Origin of the sequence: Lysinibacillus sphaericus (assembly GCF_005217585.1) — a bacterium.
GTDB classification, from domain to species: Bacteria; Bacillota; Bacilli; order Bacillales_A; family Planococcaceae; genus Lysinibacillus; species Lysinibacillus sphaericus.
On the sequence record NZ_SZPT01000002.1, the window covers coordinates 686,311 to 711,729 of the forward strand.

The 25,419-nt window shown below is 37.4% G+C and carries 20 protein-coding genes; 9 read left to right on the forward strand and 11 right to left on the reverse strand.

Translation table 11 applies throughout. The annotated features are described in order from the left end of the window. The first annotated feature begins 95 nt into the window (after positions 1–95). Positions 96–2,576, forward strand: coding sequence for a winged helix-turn-helix domain-containing protein (locus tag FC748_RS09005; RefSeq protein WP_108030497.1), 2,481 nt, complete (start codon positions 96–98; stop codon positions 2,574–2,576). A gap of 61 nt (positions 2,577–2,637) precedes the next feature. Here the strand turns inward: FC748_RS09005 and coaW are convergent, their stop codons facing one another. Both coaW and FC748_RS09015 read right to left on the reverse strand, forming a co-directional pair. Further along, on the reverse strand, positions 2,638–3,474 hold the full coding sequence (coaW, locus tag FC748_RS09010; protein WP_024363421.1) for a type II pantothenate kinase: 837 nt from the start codon (positions 3,472–3,474) through the stop codon (positions 2,638–2,640). A gap of 443 nt (positions 3,475–3,917) precedes the next feature. Then, the gene (locus FC748_RS09015; protein WP_024363420.1) at positions 3,918–4,652 is read right to left on the reverse strand and encodes an SDR family NAD(P)-dependent oxidoreductase; all 735 of its coding nucleotides are present in this window, start codon (positions 4,650–4,652) and stop codon (positions 3,918–3,920) included. Positions 4,653–4,918: 266 nt separating this feature from the next. Between FC748_RS09015 and FC748_RS09020 the strand changes: the two genes are divergently transcribed. Further along, positions 4,919–5,740 (forward strand): squalene/phytoene synthase family protein, encoded by an 822-nt coding sequence (locus tag FC748_RS09020; protein WP_238600186.1) that lies wholly within the window; start codon positions 4,919–4,921, stop codon positions 5,738–5,740. Between the two features lie 96 nt (positions 5,741–5,836). Here the strand turns inward: FC748_RS09020 and FC748_RS09025 are convergent, their stop codons facing one another. Beyond that, complete coding sequence (locus FC748_RS09025; RefSeq protein ID WP_024363418.1) at positions 5,837–6,325, reverse strand: metal-dependent hydrolase; 489 nt, start codon at positions 6,323–6,325, stop codon at positions 5,837–5,839. Between the two features lie 217 nt (positions 6,326–6,542). Between FC748_RS09025 and FC748_RS09030 the strand changes: the two genes are divergently transcribed. Continuing rightward, positions 6,543–7,790: a ferredoxin reductase family protein gene (locus FC748_RS09030; protein WP_108030496.1), complete on the forward strand. Its 1,248-nt coding sequence runs from the start codon at positions 6,543–6,545 to the stop codon at positions 7,788–7,790. A 59-nt stretch (positions 7,791–7,849) separates the two neighbouring features. Here the strand turns inward: FC748_RS09030 and FC748_RS09035 are convergent, their stop codons facing one another. Then, positions 7,850–9,055 carry an MFS transporter gene (locus FC748_RS09035; RefSeq protein WP_108030495.1) on the reverse strand — a complete coding sequence of 402 codons (1,206 nt, stop codon included), beginning with the start codon at positions 9,053–9,055 and terminating at the stop codon, positions 7,850–7,852. A gap of 449 nt (positions 9,056–9,504) precedes the next feature. Here FC748_RS09035 and FC748_RS09040 point away from each other — a divergent pair, with 449 nt between their 5' ends. Together FC748_RS09040 and FC748_RS09045 are read left to right on the forward strand one after the other, a co-directional pair. Next, entirely contained in the window at positions 9,505–9,993 is a 489-nt protein-coding gene (locus FC748_RS09040) for a hypothetical protein (RefSeq protein ID WP_108030494.1), read from the forward strand. 206 nt (positions 9,994–10,199) lie between these two features. Further along, a complete protein-coding gene (locus FC748_RS09045) occupies positions 10,200–11,372 on the forward strand; it encodes a pyridoxal-phosphate-dependent aminotransferase family protein (RefSeq protein ID WP_024363414.1) in 1,173 nt (390 codons plus the stop codon). A gap of 88 nt (positions 11,373–11,460) precedes the next feature. Here the strand turns inward: FC748_RS09045 and FC748_RS09050 are convergent, their stop codons facing one another. From FC748_RS09050 to FC748_RS09060, 3 genes are all read right to left on the reverse strand, one after another. Beyond that, entirely contained in the window at positions 11,461–12,162 is a 702-nt protein-coding gene (locus FC748_RS09050) for a YwqG family protein (protein ID WP_108030493.1), read from the reverse strand. 153 nt (positions 12,163–12,315) lie between these two features. Beyond that, positions 12,316–13,638 carry a D-serine ammonia-lyase gene (locus tag FC748_RS09055; RefSeq protein WP_108030492.1) on the reverse strand — a complete coding sequence of 441 codons (1,323 nt, stop codon included), beginning with the start codon at positions 13,636–13,638 and terminating at the stop codon, positions 12,316–12,318. After that, a complete protein-coding gene (locus tag FC748_RS09060; protein WP_024363411.1) occupies positions 13,628–14,101 on the reverse strand; it encodes a YaiI/YqxD family protein in 474 nt (157 codons plus the stop codon). The genes FC748_RS09055 and FC748_RS09060 overlap by 11 nt, the downstream gene beginning before the upstream one ends. A 187-nt stretch (positions 14,102–14,288) precedes the next feature. On the opposite strand from FC748_RS09060, the gene gdhA reads away from it, so the two are divergent. The 3 genes from gdhA to FC748_RS09075 all read left to right on the forward strand — a co-directional run bounded on the left by gdhA (position 14,289) and on the right by FC748_RS09075 (position 17,411). After that, positions 14,289–15,662: an NADP-specific glutamate dehydrogenase gene (gene gdhA, locus FC748_RS09065; protein WP_024363410.1), complete on the forward strand. Its 1,374-nt coding sequence runs from the start codon at positions 14,289–14,291 to the stop codon at positions 15,660–15,662. A 235-nt stretch (positions 15,663–15,897) separates the two neighbouring features. Next, positions 15,898–16,584: a phosphoribosylaminoimidazolesuccinocarboxamide synthase gene (locus FC748_RS09070; RefSeq protein ID WP_025219181.1), complete on the forward strand. Its 687-nt coding sequence runs from the start codon at positions 15,898–15,900 to the stop codon at positions 16,582–16,584. A 173-nt stretch (positions 16,585–16,757) separates the two neighbouring features. Beyond that, positions 16,758–17,411, forward strand: a complete 654-nt coding sequence (locus FC748_RS09075) for a Yip1 family protein (protein ID WP_108030491.1) — start codon at positions 16,758–16,760, stop codon at positions 17,409–17,411. Between the two features lie 60 nt (positions 17,412–17,471). Here FC748_RS09075 and FC748_RS09080 read toward each other — a convergent pair whose 3' ends face one another. From FC748_RS09080 to FC748_RS09095, 4 genes are all read right to left on the reverse strand, one after another. After that, a complete protein-coding gene (locus FC748_RS09080) occupies positions 17,472–18,674 on the reverse strand; it encodes an NAD(P)-dependent malic enzyme (RefSeq protein WP_024363407.1) in 1,203 nt (400 codons plus the stop codon). Between the two features lie 542 nt (positions 18,675–19,216). Continuing rightward, positions 19,217–20,041, reverse strand: a complete 825-nt coding sequence (locus tag FC748_RS09085) for an MBL fold metallo-hydrolase (RefSeq protein ID WP_024363406.1) — start codon at positions 20,039–20,041, stop codon at positions 19,217–19,219. Between the two features lie 161 nt (positions 20,042–20,202). After that, the gene (locus FC748_RS09090) at positions 20,203–21,012 is read right to left on the reverse strand and encodes a sulfurtransferase (RefSeq protein ID WP_108030490.1); all 810 of its coding nucleotides are present in this window, start codon (positions 21,010–21,012) and stop codon (positions 20,203–20,205) included. A 10-nt stretch (positions 21,013–21,022) separates the two neighbouring features. Continuing rightward, a complete protein-coding gene (locus FC748_RS09095) occupies positions 21,023–24,634 on the reverse strand; it encodes a dynamin family protein (RefSeq protein ID WP_108030489.1) in 3,612 nt (1,203 codons plus the stop codon). 354 nt (positions 24,635–24,988) lie between these two features. On the opposite strand from FC748_RS09095, the gene FC748_RS09100 reads away from it, so the two are divergent. After that, complete coding sequence (locus FC748_RS09100) at positions 24,989–25,414, forward strand: DUF4183 domain-containing protein (RefSeq protein ID WP_108030488.1); 426 nt, start codon at positions 24,989–24,991, stop codon at positions 25,412–25,414. The last annotated feature ends 5 nt before the right edge of the window (positions 25,415–25,419 follow it).

Sequence of the window (25,419 nt, forward strand, 5' to 3'; positions counted from 1 at the left end):
ATAAACAATCTAGCAAACTTCATATATTATAAGAAGATATACTACATAATACTTTCACTGTACGTCATAACTTAAATCATAAAAGGAGACATACCATGTCAAGTTCTCTATCATCCGCGAAATTAAATGTGCCTTATAGTACGACCGAAACAATTGAAAGACCTAGATTACATGATTTCTTTCGTGAAAATGACCAGAAAAGGATTACAATACTTCGCGCGCCAGCAGGCTACGGCAAAACAACACTTTTAAGTCAATGGCTTATCCATTCTCAACAACCAATTGCTTGGGTCGCCATAGACCAAGCAGATAATGATCCAATCAGATATTGGACTTTTGTCTTTCAGGCAGTAGCGCAAGCCTGTGAAACCGATGTCGATAAAGTGCTCGCACCACTATTACAAGGGCAAGATGTTTCCACTTTCGATTTTCTGATGGAGTCGTTTATCCATGAACTAAATACGGCTAAAAAAAGCTTTCATCTTGTAATGGACGATTACCATTTGATAGAAAACGAAACAATTCATCGCACGATGATTAAACTAATCGAACAACTACCATCTTATGTTCACATATATTTGACTACTCGAACAGCTCTTCCATTACCAATTGCGATATGGCGAGTAAAACAATGGGTACATGAATGTAATACCGAACATTTACGCTTTACTTACCAAGAAACAAAGCAGTTTTTTTCCTTAAAAAATTCAATCTCATTAAACGAACACCAATTACAAACAATACAAAATAAAACAGAAGGATGGATCGCAGGATTACTATTAACGAGTCTAACTAATTTTAATGAAGTACAACCATTTATTTCTAATTTTTTGTGGCAAGGCATTATTCATAAACTCCCAAAAACAATACAAAATTTTCTGTTAAAAACCTCTTTTTTACATGAATTAGAGCCTGCTATATGTGACCAATTAATAGAGGAGACGAATAGTGCAGAACTATTAGCTTATTTAGAAGAAAATGGCTTGTTCACAGTTTGTCTTCAATCATCAAAACTTGTTTTCCGCTATCACCATTTATTTGCTGAGGCATTACAAGAAGAACTGATGAAGCAATATACCGAACAAGAAATAAAGTCCCTTGTCGAAAAAACGGTTCAATTAATTTATGGAAAAGGTGATTACACTTCCGCGATTGAATTAGCATTAAAACATCATCTATATGAGCAAGCCCAACAATGGATCTCTCATCATCTTGTTCAACTTTTTTTATCAGGTCAAACTGCAACTTTCATGCGCTGGTTACAACAGCTAAGAGACAATCAACAAACAGTCCGTTATGAAATGCTTATTTTGGGCTATGAACGTGCAATTTCAATATTAGAAATGACAACCGCTACCTCCATAATGGAAGAGCTTGAACAGCGTCAACTCAGTGAACAATGGATGGAACAAAAAGAAAATATAGCTATCGCGAATATTTACGAACGAACCAAAGCATATGCCTTAGTTGCCTCGGGTGGGAAATTACAAACCGTGAAAGAAATATTAGAAAAACAGCTCACTACACAACAAGCTCCGTGTCGTTGGGATAAAGTACGAATGCCCTACAATAATTTTGAATATAAACTTTCGCGCACAAATTTAGCTTCAAAAGGCAAATTACCCGCAATGGATGAAGTTCCAAAAATTACACAGCTATTTCGGGATACAAATTTTAAAACATTATATGTGACCGCCTATATATCTGGCATTGCTGCTGAGGTGTACTATGAGAGAAATTTACTAGAAGATGCGCAAAAGGAGCTTGATATTGCAATCCAATTAACTCAACAACAGCCAGATCCTAACTTATTTGTTCCTATGTATTTGCTAAAGGCTAACATTTACATGCATCAACAGCAAACCAATACAGCGCGCGCTATGCTGACACAATTGTTAGAAGATGTTGTTGAAAAACATTGGCGGAATACTATCCAAATTATGATTGCTTTTTGTTACATTGTGGAGGGTGATGACGAGCGTGCAGAGTCTATCCTACAGGCTACAAAAACGAAACAGCCATTTTGGATGCTAGTGTATGCTAGATTATTATTATTAAAGAAACAACCAAATGATGCATTATCTATCGTTGTACAAGTTAAAACAAAAGCACAACAAGACGAGCAAGTTGGGACAATTATTGAAGCAACCATTCTTGAAGCCGTTTGCCAACTACGTTTAGACAACCATGATATAGCTTTAGATACTTTACACGAAGCGCTACAATTGGCAGCAAAGTTTTACTACGTACGAACCCTTTTAGACGAAAAAGAAATACTGCCCCTTCTCAACCAGTATTTTCAATTAGAGTCCTTAACATCTAAATGGAATCCTGTCCCTAAAAGTTATTTTGACTATTTACAAAAAAATTGTACAGTGAAGAAGGAACCGACTGATTTACTTACCCCGCGCGAACAAGAACTCTTCGATTTATTAACAAAAGGGCTGAGTAATCAAGAAATAGCCAAACAACTGCATTTATCTAATGGTACAGTTCGCGTTTATTTATCTACTATTTATAGTAAGCTAGGTGTCAATTCAAGAGCGAAAGTAATTGCACTTAAAAACCAACGATAGCCATTCGTAAAAAAAATGTACATCACTAAAATCGTTAGGGATGTACATTTTTATTTGTCCTTTAGACAATTGTATATTCAGTTATGTTAAGTAGGGCACCGACTGCACCGGAAAAACCGTGGTCATTGATAAAAACAGGTGTATGCTTTTTCGTGCGTGTATAATTAGCAATGACTTGTGCAAGATGTTCATTATAACTTAAGGTAGAGCCAATATACACAATATGTTGTGCATTTTTTTCCTCGGCATATTGAATACTAAGCGTCGTGATAACCTCACCAACGAGGCCTTGAACAGTCGCAATAATATCCTCAGCAGGCTGTTTCAATTCCTCAGTAATACTGACTTTACCAAAATTACTTGCCGTTAAATGCCCGTCAATAGGTGTATCCATACCTTGATAAATATCTTTGACAAGCAAGTCTACACCTTCACGATTACCCTTTGTAGCCATCTCTCGGATTTCATTGTAATCTGTAATCCCTGTTGTAAGCGCTGACAATCCAATCAAGGTTCCGCCCCCAACGCCTGTCCCTCCTACACGTATATGGGTGTTCCCCTCCATATAATGGATTGAAGTTCCTGTACCGATATTGGTAATCATACTACGCTCGAAGAAGTATCCTTCTTTATTTAGTAAAAAACGAACTCCCTTCAATGTAGCTTCAAACTCTACTATATAATGAATCGATTTCATTGTTTTGATGACATCAAGTAATTGTTCTGTACGCCCCCCCGTAACACCAATATCCTCAATATCTGGATTATTTCGAATCCACTCCATTACAGACTGCAAATCATTAGACGGAAAAGTTGTTAAAATAAGCTCATTGTGCTCGTCTAAATAAGCAACCTTCGTCAATGTGCCACCTGCATCAATACCTATAGCCTTTGGCATACCATTCTCCTTTAACTTTATTCAGCAGAAATTTTTCTACCTAAATAGATGGTTAGTTGAATATGAATACTAGTTTACTCTTTTATTCAGCGTGTGTCTAAACGCTAACTAATAAAAGTTCATGCCTCCGGCGATTGTCACGGATTTCAAAAGGAGTTTTTTGTGTATGCACAATTCAAAATCCTGACGCACTTTATTTTGCGCGAAAGCGAAAGGTCAGCGATCATTACGCCGAGGCATAATTGAATATTCGCTCTCCCTAAACTTTACCGCTGTTGAAATGATTGTGCAATAACTTGGCAAACTTTCATGTAAAATAACATGAAAAAAAGCTCGTTAAATAGATAAATTAAACAAATTATATAAATTTATGTAAAAAAAGAGCCCCTGTCAAAACAGTGAACTCTTTTTGAAATCGTATGAATTCTAACAAGCAAACATAATTATTGTGCAGAATATCCGCCATCAATTACTAGTTCGCCACCTGTAATATATGAAGCTTCATCAGATGCTAAGAATAAAATAGCATTGGCAACTTCTTCTGGTTGGCCAAGACGACCCATTGGAGTAGCACGAACTAACATATCCATTGCTTCTTTGAATTGACCGATGTTCGCAGTCATTGGTGTTTCAATTACACCTGGGAATACTGTGTTTACACGAATATTAGATTTTCCTAATTCAGCAGCCGCAGCACGTGCGATGGCGCGTAAAGAACCTTTTGATGCTGTATATGAATTTAAGCCAGAACCGATAATAGCTGTGTATGAAGATGTATTAACGATTGAGCCTTTACCTGCCTCTTTCATGTATTTAGAAACGTGTTTAATTCCTAAAAACGGACCGAATGAGTTAATTTTGTGCATAATCGCCCAATCTTGGTCTGTAATATCTTGTGGAGATTTTTGTGAAGAAATACCAGCATTGTTGATTAAAATATCAATTCGACCGTATTTTTCAATAACTGCTTTTGTAAATGCAGCCCAGTTTTCATCAGATGAAACATCTAATTTCATACCTTCCACATTTTCTAATTCAGAAATTTTAGCTAGATTTTCTTCGTTAATATCCGCAGCAATAACGATTGCGCCCTCTTTCGTGAATAATTCTGCCATTGAAGCACCCATACCTGATGCGCCACCTGTAATAATTGCAATTTTGTTGTCTAAACGACCCATAAATAAAAACTTCCTCTCTGTTCTATTTCGCCTAAGCGTCTTAAGCGCTGTAACGTATCTTTTTATACCAACAGTCACCAAGTACTTTAAAACTAATACCGATATTCAAATACTGTATAGCTTTAAATAGTTTACTATTAAACTTTATCATATATTTGAAGTGTTTTCAAAGATTATGACTAGAATTTAAACAATCTGTTTTATCTTTCTCCTGTTTTGCGATACGATATAGATAGAGGCTTGACCATTTGAACGGAGGAATACAAGTGAAAGATCAAAAAACACTTTATAAAGAAGCGATGCATGTTTTAAAAGAAACGAGTCGCACATTTTATATACCTATTACTTTTTTAAAAAATGATTTAAAAATGTCTGTTGCCGCTGCTTATTTAGCGATGCGTGCCATTGACGAAATTGAAGACCATGAAAAGCTATCGAATGATGTGAAGTTTGATTTACTTTCAGCAATAAGTGAATTATTAAAAAATGAATTCGATGCTGAAGCATATCAAACCTTATTAGCTCCATATGCCGATCAACTGCCGGAAGTTTCCCTTCGCCTAGCAGATTGGTTAACATTTTGTCCAGATGGATCTCGAAAAATTGTCCAAGCTTCTACAAGTGAAATGGCTTATGGCATGGGAAAATGGGCAAAAGCCAACTGGCAAGTGCATACACGTGAAGATTTGGATGACTATACATACTATGTGGCAGGTCTCGTTGGAACAATGCTGTCAGAGTTATGGGCGTGGGGTGCAGGCATTCAAACAGATCGTGATTTAGCGATTGGCTATGGTCGCGGACTTCAAGCCGTCAATATTTTACGTAACCAGCATGAAGATTTAGATGAGCGTGGTGTAAGCTTCGTGCCGGACGGTTGGACACGAGAAGATTTATTTGCCTATGCAGAGGAAAACTTAGCCAAAGCAGACCTTTATATAAAGGCTATTAATAAGCGTACCATTCTATTGTTCTGCCGACTCCCACTTGCGCTAGCGCACAAAACATTAAAAGCGATGCAAGAAGGTCGTGAAAAAATGACACGCGCAGAAGTGGAGCAAACAGTAGAAGAAGTGCAAGGAGAATAGAGGTGCCTGACACCCAAACAATTCAAACAATTCACTTCAATTTATAAAAATGCATAGGCCCTTGTCTTAAGTAAGCTTAAGACAAGGGCTTTGCTTTTATATTTCGCTGATAAATCGACTAATCAGCTCATAGCTCAAGTATAGCGAAAGTACAGATAATAATGTAAATACAATCTTTTCTACTTTTCCACCTGTTCTTGTTGTTAGTGGAAAACGAACCGACATGTTGAACGGAAAGAAAAGCTTCACTCCCTGTTTCGTTCCCATATCCAATATAATGTGACTCGACATCCCTATTAAAAGTCCCGCAACAATCGACGGATATGGAATAATTGTCTGTAACAATAGCGCGACAAGAACCACAAACAATAAACTATGTGTAAAAGAGCGATGTCCAAATAGCTTGTTTACCATTTTTGAAATAAGAGGAAAGGTTCTCCCGATTTTACTTCCTCCGTGGCAAATATCTGGAAGTAATGCACCAAGTACACCCGCTCCTACTAATACAAATGGATTATCATTCGAAATTTGTGCAAAAGCAAGGCTTGCTGTGATGCCTCCAACAATATGTGTATTCCCTTGCATGATATCTACCTCACTTTTTATGTATTAAACATGTTACTTTTCTACTGTACCATATTCCTCATTAAAATAGAACATACATTCCAAACATACGTTTTTATTTTACAACGTTCTATCTTTTTAAAATTTTATTACACGAACATCAAAATATCAGAAATAATTCAGTAACTTAGTGTATATCTAGTATGTCGAGAGAGAAAAATGATTACTGGAGGTTAATATGAAATCGTATAAAGGAATGCTATTTATTTTAATAACAATGTGTGGCAGCGGCTTACTATGGTATTTTGCCACTCCGATTGAAACGATACATGTGTTAAATAAGCTTAGTCACATCGTCGGCGGATTGTCGATTACTGGATTTTTTCTAGTATTTTTATTAGCAACACGAGTGAAAATTCTTGAAAAATGGTTTCACGGCTTAGAATATGTTTATATGTACCATAAATATTTGGCGATTTTGTCATTAGGGTTGGTCATTCTACACAGTCAATTACAGGATTTGGTCCCTCATGGAGACCAAGCTATTGAAACGCCGCTAAGTGAATTTGCAAAAGAACTTGGAGAGCTGGCGCAAAATGGCTTTATCGGACTTATAGTGATAGCATTATTTGCTAAATTTCTAAAATATGAGCATTGGCGCTATATCCACCGCCTATTGCTAATTCCTTATGCATTAGGTCTTTACCATGCATACTTCTCAAGTAGATATGATTTATTTCAACCGACACCTTTAGGGATATTTACGGCCATTACTGCTATTGTCGGGACTATGTCCGCTCTGTACATGCTGACAATGTATCAGGACATGCGCTTTAAACATACGGGTAAAGTTTCAGGCATTCGGAAATTAGGTGACAGTGCTGTTGAATTAGAATTAACTTTAGATCGCAAACTGAGTTATCAAAATGGCCAATATATCTTTTTAAAAATTTTCCAAACGGGGCTAGAAAAAGCGCCACATCCCTTCTCTATTTCAGGTGGAGATGGGCAAAAAATATATGTAACGATTAAAGCACTTGGAGATTTTACTAAAAAGGTCAATGCACTGATACAATTAGATTCAAAAGTAGCCGTTGAAGGCCCCTATGGTCATCTAGACTTTGACAAAGGTTATCAGCAGCAAATTTGGATAGCAGGCGGTGTAGGTATTACACCTTTTTTATCTTATTTACAATCTAATCCTACCGATCGAGACATTGAATTATTTTACACTTACCGTGGGCACAACGATGCGATTCACAAAGATCTTTTGCAAAAATATGCAGAAAACAATAAACATTTCAAAGTGAATTTTATTGATACGACTACTATGGACAGGCTGACATTTGATGATGTTTCAGTGCCAGCCCATACGAGTATCTTTATGTGTGGGCCTGAAAAAATGGTAAAACGTTTTACAAAACAGTTTAAACAATCTAGCACTAACGATATCGATGTCAACTTTGAAGCTTTTAAATTTAAATAATAGCCTTATTTCCAAATAAAAGAGGCTTACATCCCATAGAAGAGATGTAAGCCTCTTTATTATTGATTCATTTTGATTACAAACAACTGCCTATTTTTACCGATTAGGATACTTACTATTGCTAGTAATAGACCCGAAATCATAAATACTATTCTTATGCCGAATACATCTGCTATTATGCCCATTACTAAAGAGGCAATGCCAAATCCCCCCGTTAAGATAGCGCTTAAAGCCGTATAAACAGCAGATAATTCCTTTCTTGAAACACTTGTTTGAATAACGGTATGTTGTGGGATGCTCTTTATTTGCCCAAAAAGCCCCACACAAAAAGTTAAAAATAATGCAATGTTTGGCATGCTGTTGACACTAAATAAAATAGTGGCACAACACGTAAATAATGATCCAATCACCATCACTTGCGCTATGTTCTTTTCAATGGATGCGCTATATTTCACACAATAAATGCTGCCCACTATTAATCCCACAAAATATATGCCATTGATAAAGCCCCACCACCGCTTGTCAACATGCAAAGCATCATGGACAAATACCAATATAATGGCTGCAATCCATACCGTACCCGCAATGGTTTCAAGAATATCAATCCATACGATTTGACGTAACAAAGGGGTATTCCACAATGTTTTCCAGCCCTTAACAACCTGATCTATTTTCCCTTGTTGTTCGAGTGATTGCTGGTCTACATTTTCTAATAAAGATAATACAAAACTCGCTATAGCAAACAAACACCCCACAACCCAAATAAGTTGCTGAGAGCTGAGAACAAGTAAAAATAGGCTCCCTACAAACCACATAATGGATTGAATAAATTGCGTGACTCCTTCATCTATGCCATTTGCTTTCAATAATTGTTCATCCTTCACATAATGAGGAACCAATGTCTGTCTTATTGGGTTGGCACAGCCATCAAGAAATGCAATCATACTGATGACAATAAACAACAGGTAAAAATTTGTTGTGGAGATGCTAACTAACAATAGCCCTAAAGCAAATAATAAACACGTTTTTCCGATTTGCGAACCTGCCATTAACCACTTTAAATTTACCTTCTCGAACAAAAGCGGCGTCAATATACTGGACACAAACATCGATGTTGCAATCGTAAATGGCACAAAGGATGCGGCAATAGCTGATCCCGTTAAAAGATAAATGATATGAATAACACTTACGATATATAAAACGTCACCTATATTGGCAAGTGACTGCCCTACAAGTAATAACCAAAAATTTCTACTCAATTTCATAAACTATCCCCCATTTTTCAAGAAAATAAATTCATTGAAATGGGCGATTTTAAATTGGACGATTCATGAAACTTGCCTCCCCCATTTTTAACGAAATACCATTCATTAAAATGAGCGATTTTTAAATTGGACGATTCATACAAACGGTCTCCTTCTGCTAGAAGATAAATCAGGGGGATTTAGATTTATCAAATTTTTATAGTGAATAACTTATTTTTCTATATTTTTATTTTCCATACAATAAAACTTGCTTACAATTATACCGATATTTATAAAAAATAGTTGTTTTTTTATTTACTTACAGAGCATGTTGAACTGGATGATATCATAAAGTGATTTAATGTTCCCTAAAGTAATTAGTCCATTTTTATAGGACTATTACGATATTTCTTGGGAAATGATGTGGATTTTATGTGCTTAAATAAACGTATTGAAAGGGGAGAGTTTTAATGAATTATTATGATCCGTATTATAGTGATTATGATGCAGTCTTTGGTGGTTTCATGGTGGTTTTCTTTTTCGTATTATTGGGCATGTTAATTGTTGGGTACGTTGTGAATGCACTTATTTATTTTATGGCTTCGAAAACAAACGGTTTTAGCGATGTAGCTTATATAGCATGGATTCCAATTATCAATATTTATAGTTTATTTCTACTTACCGCCAATGGTGATGATGATGCGACAATCCGTGCAGCAGCGAAAAAAACAACATTCATTTATGCAGCATTATTTATCATTTCGTTCGTCCCATTAGTTGGATTTATTGCTTCACTTGTTATGTTCGGCTATTGGGTTTACTACACATATCGTCTTCTATTCCGCTGGACTGGTGAGTCTGGAAAAGCCGTTCTCTACATTATTTTATCTATTATTACATGTGGCTTATTCTATGCTATCTACGGCTTAATGCGTATGAAACGACCATTTATCGTATAGTTGTAGTGTAAAGAGCCTCTTTAAATCCCTTTTCGTCCAGCAAGACGGAAAGCGGATTTTTTTGTACTTATACGTTGTCGTTTCTGTTCATTCCCCTCCTATTTCCAATATTTTTTCCAAAATGAAGCCAGCGTTCCCGATGAATATGCTATATTATAGTTAGAAAATTTAGAATTTATAATTTTTAAACAAAGGGGATTTTATTTATGTATGAAAATATTTTAAGACATCCAGGACCTACACCGATTCCTAAAAAAGTGCAACTTGCGATGAACCGAGATATCTTCAGCCATCGAAGCAATGAATTTGTTGAGCTATATCGTGAAACGACAGAGCTAGTGAAAGCTGTTTTCGGCACGAAGCAGGACATATTATTGCTTCCATCTGGTGGCACAGCAGCACTAGAGGCTGCTGCTGTCAATACCGTTAATGCGGGCGATGATGTTGTTGTCATTACCGTAGGAGCTTTTGGAGATTATTTCGTTTCAATTTGCGAAAAATATGGCTTTAACGTACATAAGCTAGCAAAACAATGGGGACAAGCATGCACAGCTGAAGAGTTGCGTACTTTTTTACAACCTCTACAGCATATTAAAGCTGTTTTTATTACGTACAACGAAACGTCAACAGGTATTTTAAATCCCATTGCAGCGTTAGCACAAGTCGTGCGTGAAGAAAGCGATGCGTTAGTTATCGTTGATGGCGTAAGCTGTATTGGTGGAGCTCCTGCTGAGATGGATGCGTGGGGAATTGATATCCTCGTAACAGGCTCGCAAAAGGCGATGATGCTTCCACCTGGGCTTTCTCTCGTTAGCGTTAGTGACAGAGCTTGGAAAGTTATCGAAGAAAATACTATGCCATCTTATTACTTAAATTTATTGAGCTATCGTGATTGGGCTCACAAAGGGATGACACCAAATACCCCTACCATCACACTTATTTATGGATTACGTGAAGTATGTAAACTCATTGAAGAAGAAGGTGGCTTTGCTCACACTGTTGCACGCCATGAATTGATGAAAAATATGGTGCGCAGTGCAATGAAAGCTCTTCACATGGAATTATTGACAACGGATGAGTTCGCTTCACCAACGATTACTGCTATCATGGCGCCAAAAGGTATTGCATTAAATGCGTTTTTACATCACCTTAAACAACACTATCATTTAGATTTTGCTGGTGGTCTTGGGCCTTTACAAGGGGAAATTTTTAGATTTGGGCATATGGGCTACTGCTTCCCTAGCGATATTTTACAAGCCGTTTCTTTAATGGAAGCGGCATTGCAAGACTTTGCCTATGACTTTGAGCCAGGTGCAGGTGTCAGCGCAGCACATAAAGTGTTTTTAGCCGCACAGGCGAATACGATTACAAGCCCCTAATTAGCTGACCTATGAGCTTGCACAAAAGAGAAAAAATGTTAGATTGACTAAAGTCGTTCTAACATTTTTTCTTATCTAGACAATTTTCTTACAGACTATAAAGATAATAATAAAGTTGAGTAAAATCCTTTGCAATTAACGAATCTCGTTCTATAAAAAATTGTAATGTACCCGAGTCTGCTATCATAGCATATGTTTTTTTGGCATTACCTTCCATATCTAATTGAAATAGTAACTCAGCATTGCTATTTTTTTCATCAAAGCTATTTTTATCCATAAATGCATAGCCACCTATTTTCGTTCCACTACCATCTGTTTCATCAAAGTACTTTGAATAAGCAGGATTCTCTATTGGTAAGTCATAATGAACGGAGCGAGGATCCGTATACGGAACTAGCTCTTGAAGTAATGTTGCCTTCAATGCATAAGGACCCCCAAAAATAATCGGTTCACATAGCTCATACTCCATTTCTTCATCTGAAAATGGCTCGATATCATGAGAGGGATCAAAGTCCGAATAATACCGACAATAATAGCCATCCTTGTCAACACCATAATCTTCATCCGCCAACACAAAAAACTGTAGAAGCCCTTGCTGTGGATAATCTTTTAGCTTAGGTAGCTTTGTAAAATTAAGCTGTGCTATAAACATATATGGTATGCCACTACTATGTACTGGGAAATCATCACCTAATTTACAATACGGTCTTCCACCTAATTTACTATCCGTATAAGTAACTGACTCCTCTACTGCTTGTAAAATAATCGCCTGCTTTAATGAATCCTTCAATAACGTTCAATCCTTTCCTATTAACTAAAAATAATTTCCTAATTAACATCCTGCAAAATAAAAAGACACATACCACTCTAACAGAGCATATCTGTCTTTTTATTGACTTTACTCATCATTTTATCATTAACTGTTTTTCATTATTTATTTTTGCTACATGTTCACCTTCGCCATGTACTCTTCTCGCATCTCTTGTGGTACCATACTTCCCCCTGTTGCCCAGACAAGATGTGTAGCTTGTTCCATTTTATCCTGTAAATGATGCTTTTCTATATAGTTTTGTCCGTTCTTTAGCAAATGAATGGGACCAAACATTCCCGCATGTGCAGAAGGCTCTAATAATACCCCTTCACTTTCCATTGCCAAAGCAAGGGACATAAACAATTCTTCATCTTTTACAGTATAGCAACCGCTAATATACGATTCCATCACTTTTCCTACAAATTTAGAAGCACGCCCTACAGCAAGACCGTCTGCTTCTGTTTGATTGTCCAAGCCAATATCCTCTACACTGATTTCATCATGTAAGCCTGTCATAAGCCCAATCATCATACAAGGTGAGGCAGTTGGCTCTGCAAAGAAGATATGAACATACTCCCCGAATATTTCACGTAAACCGTATGCAACCCCTCCAGGTCCACCCCCTACCCCACATGGTAAATAAACGAACAATGGATGTGCTTTGTCCACTTGAATGTTTGTCTTTTCTAACTGGACTTTTAGGCGTTTTGCTGCTACTGCATAGCCAGCAAATAAATCTTTTGAATTTTCATCATCAATAAAATGACACATTGGATTTTGTGAAGCCTCCAGACGCCCCTGTTCTACAGCAACACTATAGTCTGCTTTATATTCAATAACCGTTGCACCTTTTTCTCTTAGCAACGCTTTCTTCCACTCTTTTGCGTCACTAGACATATGTACAACGACATTGAACCCTAATTTTTTAGCCATTATGCCGATACTGAGCCCTAAATTACCAGTTGAACCTACGGCAATCGTATACTGCTGAAAAAACGTCCGTAGTTCTTCAGTGGCGAACACCGCATAATCATCTTCTATTGTTAACATACCATTAGCAATTGCCAAACGCTCTGCATGCTTTAAAACTTCATAGATTCCACCACGAGCTTTGATGGAGCCAGAGATAGGCAACGTGTGATCACATTTTAAAACGAATTTACCTGGAATGGATAGTGCGAACATTCTCTCGAGTGCCTTCTTCATTTGTGCAATTTGTTGAATAGGCGATTCAATCAGCCCTTTACTGTGTAATAGTTCAGGATAAGCAATAGTTAAATAGGAAGAAAAGCGTTGCAGCGTTTCTTCCGCATCTTTAACCTCCTCGTTAGAAAAGAGTGTTGTTTTTGCCTTTTTCATCCATTTTGTATTCTCCCAAAATACAGTCTCCCGATTTTTTATCGTTTCTAATAGTGGATATTGGTGAAATAATTCGTGTTTTAGGTCATTTTCCATCTGCTGATTCCTCCATTTTTTGCGCTAAAATTGCTCGTTCACAAATTTGTCGAAATTTCATTTCGAACAGCATATTATTTTCTTTCGTTCTTTTTTTAGGTCCCTTGGTTCGTCCTCCAGCACGTCTAATTTTCTGCCCAACATGGCGCATATCGAGCAAACGTTCGATATTTTCATTAGACATTTCCCTGCCATTTTGATCGATTGGATAACCTCCACGTGCCAACACCATGGCCGCTAAACCGTAATCCTGTGTAATAACAATATCATGTTTTGAAAGCGCATTCACTAGCGTGAAATCAACCGAATCTGGACCCTTTGGTACAATAATTGTTATTACATTATCACGTTCAATACGGTGTGATGTATCGCAAAACAAGATAGTTTCAATCTCAAACTCAGATGATATAGATAGCGCTAAATCCACGACTGGACAGGCATCAGCATCAATTAATACCTTCACAATAAGGCATCATTCCCTTCTCATTATTAGATAAATCAAGTACCTTGATATTATTTTAATATAATATTTTCTTGACCCTGTTTGCTCATTTTTTCACAAACTTATCCAACTTGGAAAAAGTATTTTATTGAATAGTGTGAAAAATAGATATACGATACACCTATCAACCAATTTGGAGGTTTTCATAATGACAACAACAACTTTAAGCAATGAACAATTAGCACAAGAATACGTTGACGGCGTGTTCGAGCAACTAAAACAACAAAATAGCCATCAAGCGGAGTTTTTACAAGCAGCTGAAGAAATTTTCCTTTCATTAGTGCCTGTATTTGCACAACACCCTGAATATATTAAAGCAAATATTCTTTCTCGTATCGTTGAGCCAGATCGCATCATTTCATTCCGTGTCGCTTGGCAAGATGATAACAACCAAGTACAAGTGAACCGTGGTTACCGCGTTCAATACAGCAATGTAATGGGTCCTTACAAAGGTGGACTTCGTTTCCACCCTTCTGTAAACGAATCAATTATTAAGTTTTTAGGTTTTGAGCAAATCTTTAAAAACGCTTTAACTGGGCAACCAATCGGTGGTGGTAAAGGTGGATCTAACTTTAATCCAAAAGGTAAATCCGATTCAGAAATCATGCGCTTCTGCCAAGCATTCATGACTGAATTATACCGTCATATTGGGCCAGATGTCGATGTTCCTGCTGGTGATATCGGTGTAGGTGCTCGTGAAGTGGGTTATCTATGGGGTCAATACAAACGTTTAACAAAAGCAAATGAATCTGGCGTATTAACAGGTAAAACTCCTGGTTATGGTGGTTCATTAGCTCGTAAAGAAGCAACTGGTTACGGTACAGTATACTTTGTAGAAGAAATGTTAAAAGATGCAAATGATTCTTTTGAAGGTAAAACAGTTGTCGTTTCTGGTTCTGGTAATGTATCGACTTATGCAATTGAAAAAGCTCAAGCTTATGGTGCAAAAGTAGTTGCGTGCTCTGACTCTTCAGGCTATATCTATGATCCAGAAGGTTTAGATCTTGATGCCGTTAAAGAAATTAAAGAAGTAAAAGGTGACCGTATATCAACTTACGTTAATTATCGTCCAAATGCTACATTTACAGAAGGTTGTACAGGAATTTGGTCAATTCCATGTGATATCGCGCTTCCATGTGCTACACAAAACGAAATCAATGGCGACGCTGCTCGTACATTAATCTCAAACGGTGTAAAAGCAATTGGTGAAGGTGCTAACATGCCATCTGACCTTGAAGCAATTAACGAATTTTTAAATGCTGGCGTATTATTTGGTCCTGCTAAAGCAGCAAATGCTGGTGGTGTTGCTGTATCTGCACTAGAAATGGCACAAGATTCAAGCCGTGTATTCTGGTCATTTGAAGAAGTAGATGCGAAGTTACACCAAATTATGAAAAATATCTATGCAGATAGTAAAGCTGCTGCTGATAAATACGGTTACCCAGGCAACTTAGTTGTTGGAGCAAACATCGCTGGCTTTATTAAAGTTGCTGATGGTATGCTATCTGAAGGCGTATATTAATAAAATCCTTTTACAATTTATTCTAGCATCTAGTAACTAGAATCTATTGATAAAATTTAGAATCTTCTTAATTTCACTTAAGATGATAACGAACATTCGTTATCATCTTATTTTTTTGTAGAATATAGGTGAAAAAATAAGTATAACAAAGATTAAAACGAACATTATTTATATTATATATTTAAAACATTCGTGTTATAATTATTGTGTACTATGAAATATTGGAGGGTTTTTTGTGGAATTATTGTATACAGGTAAAACGAAAAATGTGTTCAAATTAGAAGATGGTCATTATTTATTAAAATTTAAAGATGATGTAACTGGTGAAAATGGCGTATTTGATCCGGGCGCAAATACTGTTGGTTTAACAATTGATGGTGCAGGTCTTGCAGGTCTTCGCCTAACTTCTTATTTCTACTCAAAACTAAACGAACAAGGTGTCCCTACTCACTACGTAGACGCAAACTTCGATGATGCTACAATGACTGTAAAGCCCGCAACTGTTTTTGGAAAAGGGTTAGAAGTCATTTGCCGATTCAAAGCTGTCGGTTCTTTCCTACGTCGCTATGGTGCTTACGTACAAGAAGGACAACCTTTAGACTCTTTCGTAGAAGTAACAATCAAAGATGATGATCGTCTAGATCCTCCAATTTCTGAAGATGCTTTAGCGATGTTAAACCTGTTAACACATGAAGAATATGCTATTTTAAAACAACGCACAATTGAAATTTCTAAATTCGTTGGTGCAGAGCTGGCGAAAAAAGGCTTAACACTATACGATATTAAATTAGAATTCGGCCGTGACGCACAAACAAATGAAATATTATTAATTGATGAAATCTCTGGCGGCAATATGCGCGCTTACAAAGGTGAACAATATATTGAGCCATTAGAGCTTGAAAAAATTATGTTAGCTGACTAATCACGGATTCCCCTTCATGCAACCAATGCATTGAGGGGGTTTTTTAGTGTGTAGTAGTAATATTTTTTACATTCAATCCAAAATTTCCAATCTAACAAATTTTTTTGAAACCTTTTACCACTTCACTCGTATATTGAATAGAAACATATATTATCATCTTTGGAGGTACTTTAATGGAAAACTATAATGAAACACCGCAACAAGAAAGGTCTAAAGTGAATCCGTTTCTGTCTACTTGGATGCATCCAAAGCAAACTGCTCGCTATATGATTGATGCCAAATCAATCGGTTATGCAATTCTTGTTATGTCCATTGCCTATATTGGAGCTATGCTTACTGGTCTTATAGATAGTAATTTTTTACTTGATGTATCCCCTTGGATTATCGTGCTATTCTGTGTGATTTTAGCACCGATTTCAGCAATTATTGGTACAGCTTTTTCTACCCTAATTTTGTGGTTAGTCGGTAAATTATTTAAAGGTAGTGCAACGTTTTCTGAAATGTTTAAAGGATTGAGCTTAGCGGGTGTACCATTTATTGCGCTTATTCCATTCTACTTAATATGGCTATTTACATCACCTGAGTCTTTAATGGATGCTAACTACATGGAATCAGCCCCTTGGATTTTTTGGCCGTCAATACTTATGACAGCTGTTACTAGCATTTGGTCTATGGTTATTACAGTTGGTGTTGTAGCAGAAGCACATCGATTTTCAAATTGGAAGGCATTCTTTACAGTTCTTATTCCTTCAATTGTTGGTGTAGTCATACTATTTATCCTTCTTATTATCATATTCATCGGAATAATCGGTATCAGTATGATTTAAAAAAATCTCCCCTCTCAAATTATTGAGAGCGGGAGATTTTTTGGACCATAACAATTTACATTATACCGAAAGGACGGTTTGTTGCTGGAATAACTCAGATACACCAGATGCAACGGCTGCTCCACTAACTGCACGTGAAACAATTTCAACAACACGCTCATCTAATGATTTAGGCACGATATATTCCTCAGTTAATTCTTCATCACTCACAAGAGAAGCAATCGCCTCTACTGCTGCTAACTTCATATCTTCGTTAATATCTGTTGCGCGGACATCTAATGCTCCGCGGAAAATTCCTGGGAAAGCTAGGACATTATTAATTTGATTTGGATAGTCAGAACGACCAGTCCCCATAATACGAACACCCCATGCTTTCGCATTTTCATACGTAATTTCTGGATTTGGATTCGCAAGTGCAAAGACAACTGGATTTTCATTCATTGATGCAATATGTGCCTCTGTTAGTAAATTCGCAACAGATACGCCAATAAAGACATCGGCACCTACGAGAGCATCATCCAACGTACCATGTAATTTTTCCGGATTTGTTAAATGCGCAACCGCATCTTTAATCGGGTTCATACCTTCCGCACGGCCTTCATAAATAATTCCTTTTGTATCACACATATAAATATTTTTATAGCCCATTTGTACAAGGATACGTAAAATGGCAATACCAGCCGCACCAGCTCCGTTAATGACTACTTTCATCGTCGCTACGTCCTTCTTCACAATACGATTTGCGTTTATCATCCCAGCACCTACAACAATTGCCGTACCATGCTGATCATCATGAAACACCGGAATATCACATTCTTGACGTAGTCGATCTTCAATCTCAAAGCAACGTGGTGCAGAAATATCTTCCAAATTAACACCACCGAATGTTGGCGCAAGCGCCTTCACAATGCTGACGATTTCATCCGTACTTTTTGTATCTAAACATAGTGGAAAAGCGTCAACATTGGCAAAACGCTTTAATAAAATTGCTTTACCTTCCATTACAGGTAGTGCTGCTTTCGGCCCAATATCCCCTAGCCCTAACACCGCAGTACCATCAGATACAATAGCCACCATATTGCCCTTCATTGTATAGTCATAGACAAGCGATGGATTTTTTTCAATTTCAATACAAGGTGCCGCTACACCAGGCGAATACGCAAGGCTAAGATCATAAGAGTCTTGCACAGGTACTTTTGAAATCACCTCTAATTTCCCACTATATTGTGCATGCATATCTAACGCTTTTTTCATAATATCCATTCAATCCGCCCCTTTTTCTTCTGTTTTATTGTATGTCAGTATCATAATACTTTGTGAAATCGTAGTCAATGAAAAAACTATAAAAAGCAGTATTTTCTTTATTAAATCAATATTCTCTATCATTTATAACGTTTTATTGTATTGTTATTAATTTCACAATCAATTATTTTAATATAATAAATAACCTTTTTCAGCTTTTAAAAAACGTAGTTATAACAGCAATCAACCTGTTCAGTTTTTCACATAGTATTTTACTGCAGTAAATGAGAAAAATTTCACAAACTCATGTAAGCGCATCCATTGTTACATCTAAATCCGCCACATTTTATTCACATTTTTTCACAAACTTTTTTAACAACAGAAAAAAGAGTCCTTACGGTAGGACTCTCAGAACGAGGACAAACTCATATTAAAAAGGAAAATACTTGCCAAGTAGTGCAGTTTACCCGCGGATTGAGCTAAAATATCCGCGAAGTAGAGTGCTTTACCCGCGGAAAGAGCTAAAATACCCGCGAAGTAGCACGCTTTACCCGCGATGTATTTTAAGACTCTTGCTTAAATTGCTTAGTAAAAGCGGTAATAATATGTTTGGATGACCATTGCTCCCCCGACACCTTGGTGATTGGGTACTCTCGGCGAAAAATGGCTTTCGTTATGGCATCGTCTGTGTAGCCTTGGGAATAGAGCTTTCGCACCTCTCCCTCCAAGTCCTCTAAATAAGCAATTTTTTCGCTTATTTTCGCCCGACCATCCGCAAGAAAACCTGCATGGCAACAATAGACCTGCTCAAAGTCAAAATGTAATAGTTTCTTTAACGATGCCAGAGTATGTACGATGTTTTCCTCATCGAGCACAACCTTTGTCTTCGTTTGAATATATAAATCTCCTGTAAACATGGCACCTGTTGCCCGATTGTAAAACGACAGATGATCTGTTGTATGTCCTGGTGTCGTAATAATGTCCCAAGTGGCAGATTTCGTTTCAAGTGTGTCTCCAAATGGCTGTGCAATAAATGCTGGTCGCTGTCCCCAGAGCGCCTGACGATAGAATGGATAGTTTCCGTCTTCCGCACAATTCGCAATGGACTCACGATGAACGTAAATCGGGATCTTTTGTTGTTGCTGAATCCAAGCAGCATTGCCCGAATGGTCTTCATGTGCATGAGTCAACGCAACTTGTTCAACCGACAGCTCGCGAAAAAAAGATTGAAACTCCTCTGCAAGCGAATTAGAACCTGTATCAATCAGGAGTCCATCCACATAAAAGCTATAGACACTCATTCCTATACCTTGAACAGCTACTTTACCATGTGCACATTGCACGTTACCATGTTGTTCGATTTCAATACTTTTCTCTAATTTATACATATGTTTCCCCCTTCCCCTTTGTAAAAAAAGTGTAGCATAAAATGAATGATGAGTCATTTTTAGCGTAAATTTCCATTTGAAGCCCCATGAGCGATCTATTTTAATCTGGCCAAGTATTTCTGAAGAAAAAAACGCCCACCAAGGTGAGCGTCTTCTCCTAATTATTCATTTGTTCCAGTTTCTACATCGTATGCTGTAATCCAATCACTATAGCTTCCTGTATAGAGCTGAATATTTTCATAACCTTCATCTGCAAGTACTGCGTAGAGCGGTGATGCTGTGACACCACTGCCACAATAAACCACTATCTGTTCATCTTGTGCAACCTTCGCACGAAGCGCATCATTAGCTTGCAGTGTTCCTTCAACTTTTAACTGCTCCCAATCAAAGTTTTTAGCAGTTGGGATATGACCCGCCACTTTATCAAGCGGTTCAACTTCACCACGGTAACGGGCAGCAGCTCGTGCATCTAATAGCGTTGCTGACTGTTCTCCATCAACAATTGCCTTAACTACTTCACGTGGCGCATACAGATGATCTTGCCAATTCAAATCAAGCGTTGTCGGCGCATATTTCACAATATCCTTTGTGAACGTCACTTTTTCTTCCAATGCCGTCGCTCCACCATTGACAATGACCACATTTGGGAAACCTGCATAGGTTAACATCCACCAAGCGCGCGGTGCAAACGGTGATGCTCCTTGGTCATAAACGACAATTTGATCTTCGTAGCGCAGACCTAATTCTTGAAAGACAGACGTAAGCTTTTCCTTACTCGGCATCGGATGTCGGCCGTTTTCGCTTTCCATATCCGATAAATCCTGCTCTAAATCAACATACACCGCTCCTGGTGCATGACCTGCCTCAAATGCTTGCTTTCCAAATTGTTTGTTTTGTAAATCATAGCGAGCATCTACAAAACGGACACCGTCAACTTGAATTTCCTCAACTGTTTTGAACACTTTTCCCATGTGCATCACCTCATGCGTATTGTAGTTGTGCGTAAATTGATTTCCACGAAGCTAATCGACTTTCCTCTTGTAACACAAGTCGTTCAGTTGCAATTTGCTCTAGTGCTTGATGGTAAATATGCAAGCGTAATCTTTCCGCTTCTTCACCTATATAGGCAATGGCCCAAGTCATGAGTGCTACTTTTTGTCCATCTAAATAATTTTGAGCATCTGGCTTTGTTAATGCTTCTAACGCTTCACTTAGCTTGACTTTTTCATTTTTCTCAAAAAATGCTTTTTGATTGCGGAAATGCGATTTCACACTTGCATATTTTGTAACATCTGCAAATGGACCTTCAAATGCTAATAAATCTGGCTCAGATGATTCAAAGGCTAAAAACGAGAAGCTACGGTTCATTTCTTTCAGCTCACGGACTTCATCTTTAAAACGAAGTTGCATTTTCTTACTAATAAATTGGGATAAGCGGAAGTTTGTAACACGCATTTCCTGTGTAAAATCAAATCGTAAGCTTTGCAAGACTTCTTTCAACGCATGCTCTAATGCTTGCTGTGCAGGCATAGCCGCAAAGGTTGAAGGGTTATAACCTTCTTTAAAGAATTCAGGGTAGCGATAAAAGACGCGTTGTAAAACATAATACAATAATTCATCTAGTTCCTGTTTTGTTTCACTTTCCATCATGCTTGTATTTAACGCATTAAACTTCGATTTAATGTGCTGTTCAAGCGTAGTCAACTCAGCTAAACGCTCATCTTTACGTTTTAAGTTTTCCTCTGTTTGAGCAATTAAATCACCTAAACGTTGCTCTGTTTTGTCCACTTCTTCTGCAAGTGCCTGCACCGCTAATGCACTTAACTCATCATTTAAAAATGTATGGAAAGCATCCTCGAACGGAGGCATGCCCGATGCAAATGAAGCACCCTCTACTTTTTCTTTTAATGCCATTAAGCTAGATACCCCATATAAACGTGGGAAACGAATACCAAAGCGTTGTAATTCTGAACGAACATAACCTTTTACATCTTCTTGTTCTTCTTCTGTCGTCGCCAAATCAATCGCATTAACGATAAAGAACATTTTATCAAGTTCAAAGGCATCCTTTACACGACCTAATTGAATTAAAAACTCTCGATCCGCTTTAGCAAATGCGTGGTTATAGTACGTAATAAATAAAATGGCATCCGCATTACGAATATATTCAAAGGCAACCCCTGTGTGACGCGCATTGATGGAATCTGCCCCCGGTGTATCGACAAGCGTTACACCCATACGCGTTAACGGACTATCATAATAAAAGTCAATATTATCGACAAAGCATGATTTATTTTCTTGTGCTACAAATTTTTCAAACTCTTCACGCTCTACACGTAACACTTGTCCAAGTTCCGTTTTAAATGTTGGATAGCCTTCTTTATATGCACGAATAAATGATTTATGCACATTTAATCGTTCATCAGTAAGCTGTACCGCTAGTCCTTCATCTGCACGGTTAAATGCTTCATCTAAAGACGAAACCGTTAAACCAATCGCCGCATAAGAACCTTGGATATCCTCAAGCATTTGTGCTGCCGTTTTTAACTGAACATCTGCTGTTTCGTGAGGATGCTCTGGTGTCACCGGACGAATTTTATTAATAGCCGCTGTTGTAGGATTAGGTGATACTGGTAACACTTTTGCACCCATTAGGGCATTCGAGAAGGAAGATTTCCCTGCACTAAACGCACCGAATAATGCAATCGTAAAGTCCTTTTTCTGTAATCGCTCTACTTTGTTTTCTAAATAGCTTGCTACTTCTGCAAAACCTTGGACCTCTTTCACCGCATTGGCTGTATGAAGTGCCCGTTTTATAACACCTTCAATAGGTAGACTAGATGTACTCACTGCATGTTGCGTTTCCTCTTGCTGAATAATCTCTTCTTTTGGTTTGAGCATCGACTCGTCAAATAATCGGATATCTGCTAAATCCTGCTCAAACGCTTTTTCCCAAAGTGTGAGTTGATCATTCGCTTCTTTTCGAATTTCATTGCTTGCTTGATGCATAACACCTGCACTATATTGCTGATAACTTTCGATTTCTAGTACAGCTTGAATGGCATCTACTTTTGCCTGCATACCAGCCATTTTCAACTTAGATGGTGCTGCCGTTTCAGTTGCAACAGTTTGTAATGTTGTTGCTTGGGCATCCTTCCACACATCTGCTTCCTGTATAAAATAACGTTTCGTTGCTTCTGCAACACGGTTGGCAAAATTAAGAACAGCCTCTCCTGTTAATATAGCACCAACTTGTACTTGCTGTTCAATTAACGAAAATGGTAAATCAAATACATAAGCATCCACTGCTTGCGCACGTTCCTCACTTAACGCCCCGACATCTTTTAATGCCTTTTTCATTAACCCTTTTAAATGACCCGTAATTTGAGCGTGTACAACTGTTTGATAGGCACTGTATGCTTCTTCTTTACGACGATTACGCTCTTCCTCAGTTTTCTTTTTCGCTGAAAATAAACCGCCTACTTTAAACCCTTCCTGCTTACTTTCTAAATAAAGACGCAATTTATCTCGCACATCGGCCGGCATAATGGCTGCATTGGCAAGTAACTCTTTACGTTCTTCCTCAAATGTTTCATTCCAAGCTTCCACTGAGAATAATTCTACTTGACGATTTAACTTATTATATTGCTCTAAAATATCCTGATGATGTGCCCAATCATCGGCACTTAAAATATCTTCATCAATATCTAAACGATCTTGCTTTTCTTCCATTAAGAAGTTGTCATGCTCACTTTGCAATAAACGTAGCGTATTGGTCGCTGTCTGTACAAGCTGATCTTGCCAATCGTTCATGCTATCCATCACAATTTTTTTCACTGTTTCAAAATCATTATTTGGATGCTCTGGCTCTCGTAAAGATGTGAAAAAGACGCCTTTTGGCACAACGCCCCATGCTGAAAATGAATTGTGAACAGTCGCTTTAAAGTCTTCAAAGCTTAATTCATTTTCCTTATGCTTATCAATCATATTAACGATTAAATATACATTCGGATTATATTTCATTAATTGTTTTGTAAATTGAAAGTTCAACTCCGATTGAACATGATTATAGTCCATTGTATAGAATACAATATCTGCAATATGAAGCGCTGATTCTGTAGACATACGGTGTGCGTCATCTGTCGAGTCAACACCAGGTGTATCCATCACTGTTACGCCAAGAGGTAATGTAGAAGCGCTATGACCAATTTCAATTTGTGATACAAGATCTCCATTTTTGCTGAGTTCTTTAACGGTTTTAAAATCATATCCCGCTTCAAACTTAACAGGTTTTTCATTATGCATATAAACGACGGCGAAATCTTCTTCTGACTTATGCACCTTCACAATATTTGCACTTGTCGGTATCGGGCTTGACGCAAGTAAATTCTCACCAGATAAGGCATTAATCATACTTGATTTACCAGCAGAGAAATGGCCAGCAAAACCGATGACATATTCTTTCTGTTGTAATTTACGTGCAAATAGCGAGGTTTTATCCATACGCTCTGTATCACCATTATGCTGATAGATTATGTATTGTAATGAAGCTTGCTTTAAAAGCCCCTCTAGTTGTTGGTCAAATTCTTTCATAAAACTGTAACCCCTTTATCCTTTTAATTATTCACAATTAGTATTCTACCTTATTAGATATGCAAAGTATAACACTAATTTACTTTGAAAAGCATATATATCAAGGTTTCAGACGTAATATTCGTCAACATAGTCATGTTTATCCAAAATGAAGTAGCATGATCCTTGTAGAAAATCTACTATTTTTATCTGCAAAATGGATAGTTAACTAAGCAATTCTTCTTTTTTTTCATATTTTAGATAAGAGTGAAGGTTAAAAAACGGTTACAAAATAACAATTTGAGGTTCAGCACTAAACAAATCTGATACAACTATAGGGGCATAAAGATCAAAATAAAAGGAGTGATTATATAAATGGTAAAGCAAAAACATTGTTTTCAGATTACACCGTTATGCGATTGTGAAAATCAATTTAGATGGCCTCGTATTATAGCTCGTGATGTCCCTATTCCCCAACCCCCTTCCATCATTGTTCCTGAAGGGATGGTTATTCCTAGAGTAAATAGATATTTCTATATAGTAACATCCGATATTCAATTGACAAATGGGGCCACTTTAGCAGCGAATCTATTTTCTGATGACAACGGCGTAAATGTACCAGAATTTATTATCACCTATCCAAATGGCTATGTAAATCTCTATATTAACGCCGTTATGCAGGAAGGTGGCATTTATTCCGTAACACCAAATGCACTCATCTTAAATGCTGATAACGCAACTATTTATAGAGGAACACCCATTATTATTGAATCTCTCGGCTTTTTTAACGAAACTCACTAGCACTA